Genomic DNA, 6,307 nt, shown 5'->3' on the forward strand with positions numbered 1-6,307 from the left:
ACCTGCGCGACGGGCTTGCCGGTCTCCTTGACGATCCGCACCGCTCCTTCACGGAACTCCGGATCGAACCGGCGTCTCTTGTCTCCCACGACCCAACCATCTCTCTGGTTCAGGTCTCCACGCTACGAGGGGAAGCGCAGGGCTTGCCGTCCGGTGTGTTGACCAGTTCGGCAACGTTTCGGCCGATGCGGTCGTGGCGGGCTGCCCTGCGGATCGAGCGCTTCAGGATGCTGTGCACGATGCCGAGCGAGGACGAGGTGAGGCGTTCCGCCCTGCCGTTGAGCCACGTCTCGACGTCGTCCGCCGTGAGCTTCTTGAGGCGCGTCCGTCCGATGAACGGTATGAGCTGGTGATCGGCGAGCGATCGGTAGACCTCGTTGGTATTCGATGACTTGCCGGTCTTGGCGAACGCGGCGAGCCAGTCCTCTACCGCGTCCCGCACGTAGTAGTTGCGGTCAGTCTTGACCCCCTTGTCTAGCTCTTCGACGGCTTCCTTGAGCTTGCTCTTGACCTCTGCCTTAGTACGTCCCTTCCTCTTGAGTCGCTTGCGCTTGCCGTCCGGGCCGAACCCGAGTGAAAGCGCGCCGGTGTACCCATCGCCCTCCTCGTAGATCGACCCCTCGTACGTGCCGACCAGGATCTTTGTCAACGGATCCCTCCTCGTATCGATCGAGGTCACCACCGACCTTAACTCAAGACGTCCCAAGACGTCCCTAGGTTGGAAGGTCCGTCTGGACGAGTGGCCGGACGGACCTCCCGGCAGGTGGGGTCAGTGCGTCTCTTCGAGGGCGGGCTCTTCGAGGGAGGTGACGAACTCGGCGAGGTGCCGGTCGGTGATGCGGCGCAGCTTGCCGATCTTGATGCTGCGGAGTTGGCCGGTGCGGATCAGGAAGTAGACCTTGTCGCGTCCGATGTTGAGGATCTCGGCTACTTGCTCGACGGTGTACGCCTGCACGGGCACCACCTCCTCTCGCCCGGGCGTCATCCCGGGTCCTGTGGTGTGGGTTGGTGATCATCTCCTTGGTTACGGGGAGTGCTCGTCTCTGTCTCGTCTCACGAACGTCTCTCTCGCCCATACGTGCAGGCGCGCGTGTGAGACGAGACGTTGAGACGACTACCGGACGTGATCGGCCGCCTTGTAGCGGCCACGCGTGACTTGGACGGCACGGCCGGCCGTCACGAGTTCGGCGAGGCGTCGGTAGAGCGTGGGGCGGCTCATCTGCGTGATCATCAGAAGGTGAGCGATCGGAAGCCCCTCGTCCGGCGCGCCGTCCAGGGCCTCTCTCAGAACGGTGTCGGCCGTGTCGTCGCCAGACGGGGGCAGAGGGCTGGACGGCTCGGAGACGGACGTCATGCGCGCCTCGTCCAGCGCACGAAGAGAGACCTCGTCCAGGGCAGGCCGGGCACTAGCGTGCCGCTCTGCTGTCTGCGCCACGGTGGCATCGGTGAGCAGATATGCGCGGCCTCGTCGGGGTGTGTCGTGTTCGGGTGCGGAGAGAAGGAACTTGCCGGGTGCGTTGAGGGTGTGTGCGTGCCATCCGGCGTTGAGCATCCCTTGCCCAAGGATGAGATCGACGTCCCGGCGTTCCCGGACGCGGAAGCACACGCGTACGTCCATCTGTGACCGGACGGCACCCTTCCCCATCGCTTTCTGTGTGGGCCGCTGAGTGGCAGCGATGAGCGTCACGGCCACGGCGCGCCCTCGCCGCGCGATTGAGTCCGTATCGCCTGCAGCATTCGGCACATCGTCGGCGAGTTCGGCGTACTCGTCCACAATGATGACGAGCGCGGGGAGTTCCGGTGTCGGCTCCCAGACTCGCCGTCCGTTCGTGGTGAGCCATTCGGCGCGCGCCTCAAGAACGGTGACGGCGTCGCGCAGCATGGCGCGGGCTTGCTCCGGTGTGGTGGCGAGTCGATCGATGCACGATGCCCATGGCTGGAGTTCCATGCCGCGTTTGAGGTCGATAGCCCATACCACGACGTCACGGCACGCGCTGAGGTTCCCCATGAGGACATTGATTCCGCCGCTCTTGCCCGAACCGGCCACGCCTCCGAAGAGCCCGTGACGTCGCAGCAGCAGGACGCGCGCGCCGGTAGCGTCCTCGAACGGGCCGAGGTCGATCGGCTCGGTAATGGACGAGACGGACGGCCCAGGCCACGGAATCGCATCGGCGTGCGGGTCGGTGTCGAGTACCCGGAGTTCGAACCTGTTGGCTTTGTCGTCGCGTGTCGGAGCGACGCGCACAGCACCCCGGAAGGTCCCAAGCGCTGACTCGATCGCAGGAATCTTCCCGATGACGTCCTGGATCGTCTGGCCGCGCGCCAGGGCGAACCGCGCACGCCATCCCCACACGTCCACTACTGCGGATTGCGCGCTTGAGCCTGCAAGTCCGATCGCTTGCGCGATTTCCGGCCATGCGGCTATCTGCCGATCAACGCGCACCTTGGCGCGCCTTCTCCGATGCACCCACCAGGGAACGGCGAACAGGAATCCGACTCCTGCGAGTACGAAGGGAAGCGGACGGAACGTGACGCCCAGCGCAGTAGCGGCAGCCAACCACCCACCGGCGCCAACGGCAACGGTAGCGGCATAGGCCCGCTCGATTCGCAGAGCGAGGCCGACCCGCTCGCCGAACGTGGCGAGTGCCCACGCGGTCACCGTTGCGACACCCACCAGCCACGGCCACCATTCCGCGTGCGTGAGGTGCAGAAGCGCACCCCCAAGGGCGAGCAAGGCCACCAGGTAGACCGGTGCCAGCTCGGACCGATAGCGCCACAGGGCGCGCGCGACGAGCACGGCGGCCACGTCCGGGAACTGAACGTCGCGGTCAATAATCACCATTGGCTGAAGCCCATTGCGGCGCATCTTCCGCGCATGTCGCCGCATCTGACGTGTGCGACTCATGCGCGCCCCCAGGTGTCCGGGGGGAGGTGTCCCTGCGCGCGCAGCTCGTCTCGCAGGTAGTAGAGCGGATCCGGTTCGGCGTCGCGTTCGGCGTTGAGGGTGGCACGTCCGGCGGCCACCAGGTTCGCGCGGTCTCGCCGTGCGCTGGCCAGCTCGGCGGCAAGCCGGGTGATCTCGGAGACGAGTGCGGGGACGTCGACGAGGGCGCTGTTCAGGCGAATCCACAGGTCCTCGATGGACGGCATCGCGGCGGCCAAGTGGGAGACGATCTCCCGTGCGGCGAGGTTGCGCGTACGGACCTCCTGAACGTTGACCTTGACGCGTGGCGGTGTATCAGGCACCAGGGCATCCCTCCCTTCGGTCAGGGCTGAGAGACGGACTGGACGAGTACGGACACCAGTCGGCGGATCTCCGGTGCCGCGCTGGTCGCGGCGAGGAAGAATCCGAAGAGCAGGCACACGGCGATGTGCCAGCCACGCAGCCCCATGTACCGCCACGCGACCCACACCACGGCACCGAGGATCACCACCAGGGGAACCGAAACGTTCACGGCCTCACCCCCTCACAGCCACATGTCCGGGTACCGCGAACCGCGCCCCCGCCGTAGCCACCGGGCGCGGGCGCGGCACTTGCGGCACCGCCGGTTACCGGGTTCGACACGCGCGCCACACGCACACGAGTGGCCAGTGATGACGCGAGGCATTCGCCGCATACTCACCGCCCCGCCGGGACGTGGTCCGGCGCGTCGTCGCACGTCTGCGTGCTGAGCAGACGCCGGGAGGCGGTACCACTGGGGGACGTCTCGCCGCGCCCCTGCACCACCCGGCGCTCTTCGGCGTGGATGCCGATGACGAGCATGGCGAAGCTTCCGCAGATGGCGCCGGCGAGGAAGACGGCGAGGATCGAAGCCAGGACGAGGATCATGTGTGATCTCTCCTCTCGTAAGGCCCGTATCCGGCGGGGGCGGTTCGGGCGGTCGGTGTCTTACGAGAAAGAGCGTGCGCTTGACCTGGGGGACGAGATCACTACATGACTGGACGTGTTCATGACGTCCTTCATAGGGTTGGTGCGTCCTAAGACGTCCTGCGATCAGGTCGGGTGTATGGCAAACGAACGCTTGCGCGCAGCATTGCTTGAGCGAGGTCTGACGATTGCCGCTCTCGCAGAGTCCATTGAGGTCGATCCCAAGACCGTTGAACGGTGGATCACCAAGGACCGCACGCCGTACCGACGACACCGTTACGCAGTAGCTTCGCAACTTGGCTTGGACGAGTCATACCTATGGCCTGATGCCCTCTCAGAGGATCAGGTCACAGCGGCATCCGGCAGCGAGGTCATCACGATCTATCCGCATCGCTGGGCGGTCCCAAGGGACGCATGGGGACGACTTTTCGCCACAGCCGAGGAAGAGATCGGCGTACTGGTCTATAGCGGGCTCTTCCTCGCCGAGGACAACGGCGCGTTGAGCATCCTTGCCGACAAGGCCCGCGCAGGCGTACGTGTGCGCGTCCTCCTAGGTGACCCTGACTCCCCACAGGTCGCCGAACGTGGCGCGGACGAGGGCATTGACGAAGCCATGGCGGCTAAAATCCGGAACGTGATCGTCCTTTATCGGTCGCTACGGGCAATAGAGGGCGTGGAGTTCCGCCTTCACAGCACGGTCCTCTACAACTCGATCTTCCGAGCGGACGATCAGCTTTTCGTCAACACGCACGTTTACGGAGTACCGGCATCAAACGCGCCGTTCTGGCACCTGCGCCGCGTCGCCGGCGGAGACATCGTCAACACATATCTCCAGAGCTTTGAACGTGTTTGGGAAGGCGCTAAGCCACTACAAGCGGGGGACTAACACATGGCCCGCAGGATCGACTACTACGACGACCCCAAGGCGCCAGCGGCAAACAGTCTGGTCCCATCGGTCAACGTAGTGGTCACCAACGACCAAGGCGAGATCCTACTTATCCGCCGCACGGATAACGACAACTGGGCCGTACCCGGCGGCGCGATCGACCTAGGTGAGTCGGTGGCGCAAGCAGCGATCCGAGAGACCAGCGAAGAGACAGGAATTGACTGCGAAATAACCGGAATAGTAGGCATCTATTCCGACCCAAAGCACGTTATTCACTACACGAGCAACGATGAAGTGCGTCAGGAATTCTCAATCCTGCTAACCGGTCGTCTCCTTGGCGGAAGACCCACACCTAGCAACGAGTCACGCGAGGTTCATTGGATCGCGCCGCACGATATTGAGTCGCTGCGCATGGACCGCTCGATGCGACTACGCATCGGACACTACCTAGAGAAGCGCGCCACGCCGGTCATCCTCTAAAGGAAACGCTCGCCGAACGTAGCGAGCACGTGATCGGGTGCGATCTATGTGATCAATTCGTGGAGTTCAGTCTTCCTTCGCACATCTCGCACGGCATCCATTAGATCCGGCTCCGCCAGATGCGTGAAGCGTGTGACGAGGTGAGCGGGGCCATAACGTCGACGAATTTCGGCGAGCCGCTCAGTGATCGCTACATGTTCTCCGTCTGGCGTAGTCGTCATATCGCAGTAGGTGAGGGCATGGCTTAGAGAGGTGCTGACTGGCGAAAATTCATGGGACAACTCGTTGGCGAATCCGCGTTCTGCCGCTTCGACTATGGCGCAGGAATGATTAGCGACCAGACGGCAGAGCACATCGTTGGCTTGAGCAACGTCACGCAAGTAGCGGGCACCGTCAAGAGGGTGGAAGCCGGTCTCAATGAGGTCAGGGGCATAGCCGATGTCGTGGAGCCAAGCGGCGGCTTCTAGAAGGTCTGCTTGGTCGCCGAGGATGGGGACGAGGGTGCGGGCTTGGCGGGCCACGCCCTGGGTGTGGGCCCAGCGACGGGGAAGCGGAGTCTCAAGGTGTTCGCGTGCGAGGTCGCGCGCCCAAGCTGCGGTGTTCTTCATGAGGTCGACGCTACGAGGGCAGATGCGGACGTCCACGGGCGTGTACGGATCATCTGGGGACGTCTTGCCGGACGTATCGTCCCTTGCCATGGACGCAGGTGACGAGTCCGGCCGTTTCGAGTGCGATGAGAGCCGTCCGGGCTGTGAACCGGGAGACGCCGAACCGGCGAGCGAGCTGGGCTTCGCTGGGTAGCGCGTCGCCCGGTTGGAAATGTCCAGTCTCGATCTGATGGCGCAGGTTCGCCGTGATGTCCTCCGAGCGGGTGCGTGGTTGGGTGGCAGAGTCTGGGACGAATCGGCCGACACCGGTTCGGGCGGTGATGCGTCCTTCGGATTGCAGGGTGGACAGGGCCCGCCGCACGGTGTTGCGGGCTACGCCGAACTCGGCGCAGAGCGCGGCCTCGCCCGGTAGGCGTGTGCCGGGGGCGTAGGTGCCGTCTGTGACGCGTTGCCGTAGCGCGTTGG

At 64.4% G+C, this 6,307-nt stretch carries 10 protein-coding genes; 2 read left to right on the plus strand and 8 right to left on the minus strand.

Annotated features, from left to right (window positions below; translation table 11 throughout):
- Positions 1-109: 109 nt before the first annotated feature.
- From E1287_RS41430 to E1287_RS41455, 6 genes are all read right to left on the minus strand, one after another.
- Positions 110-679: a hypothetical protein gene (locus E1287_RS41430; RefSeq protein WP_165969450.1), complete on the minus strand. Its 570-nt coding sequence runs from the start codon at positions 677-679 to the stop codon at positions 110-112.
- A 90-nt stretch (positions 680-769) separates the two neighbouring features.
- A complete protein-coding gene (locus E1287_RS41435) occupies positions 770-985 on the minus strand; it encodes a helix-turn-helix domain-containing protein (protein ID WP_131971308.1) in 216 nt (71 codons plus the stop codon).
- A 129-nt stretch (positions 986-1,114) separates the two neighbouring features.
- A complete protein-coding gene (locus E1287_RS41440; protein WP_243719802.1) occupies positions 1,115-2,842 on the minus strand; it encodes a cell division protein FtsK in 1,728 nt (575 codons plus the stop codon).
- 59 nt (positions 2,843-2,901) lie between these two features.
- Entirely contained in the window at positions 2,902-3,246 is a 345-nt protein-coding gene (locus tag E1287_RS41445; RefSeq protein WP_131971312.1) for a hypothetical protein, read from the minus strand.
- Between the two features lie 20 nt (positions 3,247-3,266).
- Complete coding sequence (locus E1287_RS41450) at positions 3,267-3,455, minus strand: hypothetical protein (RefSeq protein WP_131971314.1); 189 nt, start codon at positions 3,453-3,455, stop codon at positions 3,267-3,269.
- Between the two features lie 164 nt (positions 3,456-3,619).
- Positions 3,620-3,829 (minus strand): hypothetical protein, encoded by a 210-nt coding sequence (locus E1287_RS41455; RefSeq protein ID WP_131971316.1) that lies wholly within the window; start codon positions 3,827-3,829, stop codon positions 3,620-3,622.
- A gap of 178 nt (positions 3,830-4,007) precedes the next feature.
- Between E1287_RS41455 and E1287_RS41460 the strand changes: the two genes are divergently transcribed.
- Complete coding sequence (locus E1287_RS41460) at positions 4,008-4,754, plus strand: helix-turn-helix transcriptional regulator (protein ID WP_131971318.1); 747 nt, start codon at positions 4,008-4,010, stop codon at positions 4,752-4,754.
- A gap of 3 nt (positions 4,755-4,757) precedes the next feature.
- Positions 4,758-5,234 (plus strand): NUDIX domain-containing protein, encoded by a 477-nt coding sequence (locus E1287_RS41465; protein ID WP_131971320.1) that lies wholly within the window; start codon positions 4,758-4,760, stop codon positions 5,232-5,234.
- Positions 5,235-5,278: 44 nt separating this feature from the next.
- Here the strand turns inward: E1287_RS41465 and E1287_RS41470 are convergent, their stop codons facing one another.
- Positions 5,279-5,842 carry an HD domain-containing protein gene (locus E1287_RS41470; RefSeq protein ID WP_131971322.1) on the minus strand — a complete coding sequence of 188 codons (564 nt, stop codon included), beginning with the start codon at positions 5,840-5,842 and terminating at the stop codon, positions 5,279-5,281.
- Positions 5,843-5,891: 49 nt separating this feature from the next.
- Positions 5,892-6,307 (minus strand): winged helix-turn-helix domain-containing protein (locus tag E1287_RS41475; protein ID WP_131971324.1); only part of this gene is annotated, 416 nt, incomplete at its 5' end.

This window comes from Actinomadura sp. KC06 (genome assembly GCF_004348735.1).
GTDB lineage: Bacteria > Actinomycetota > Actinomycetes > Streptosporangiales > Streptosporangiaceae > Spirillospora.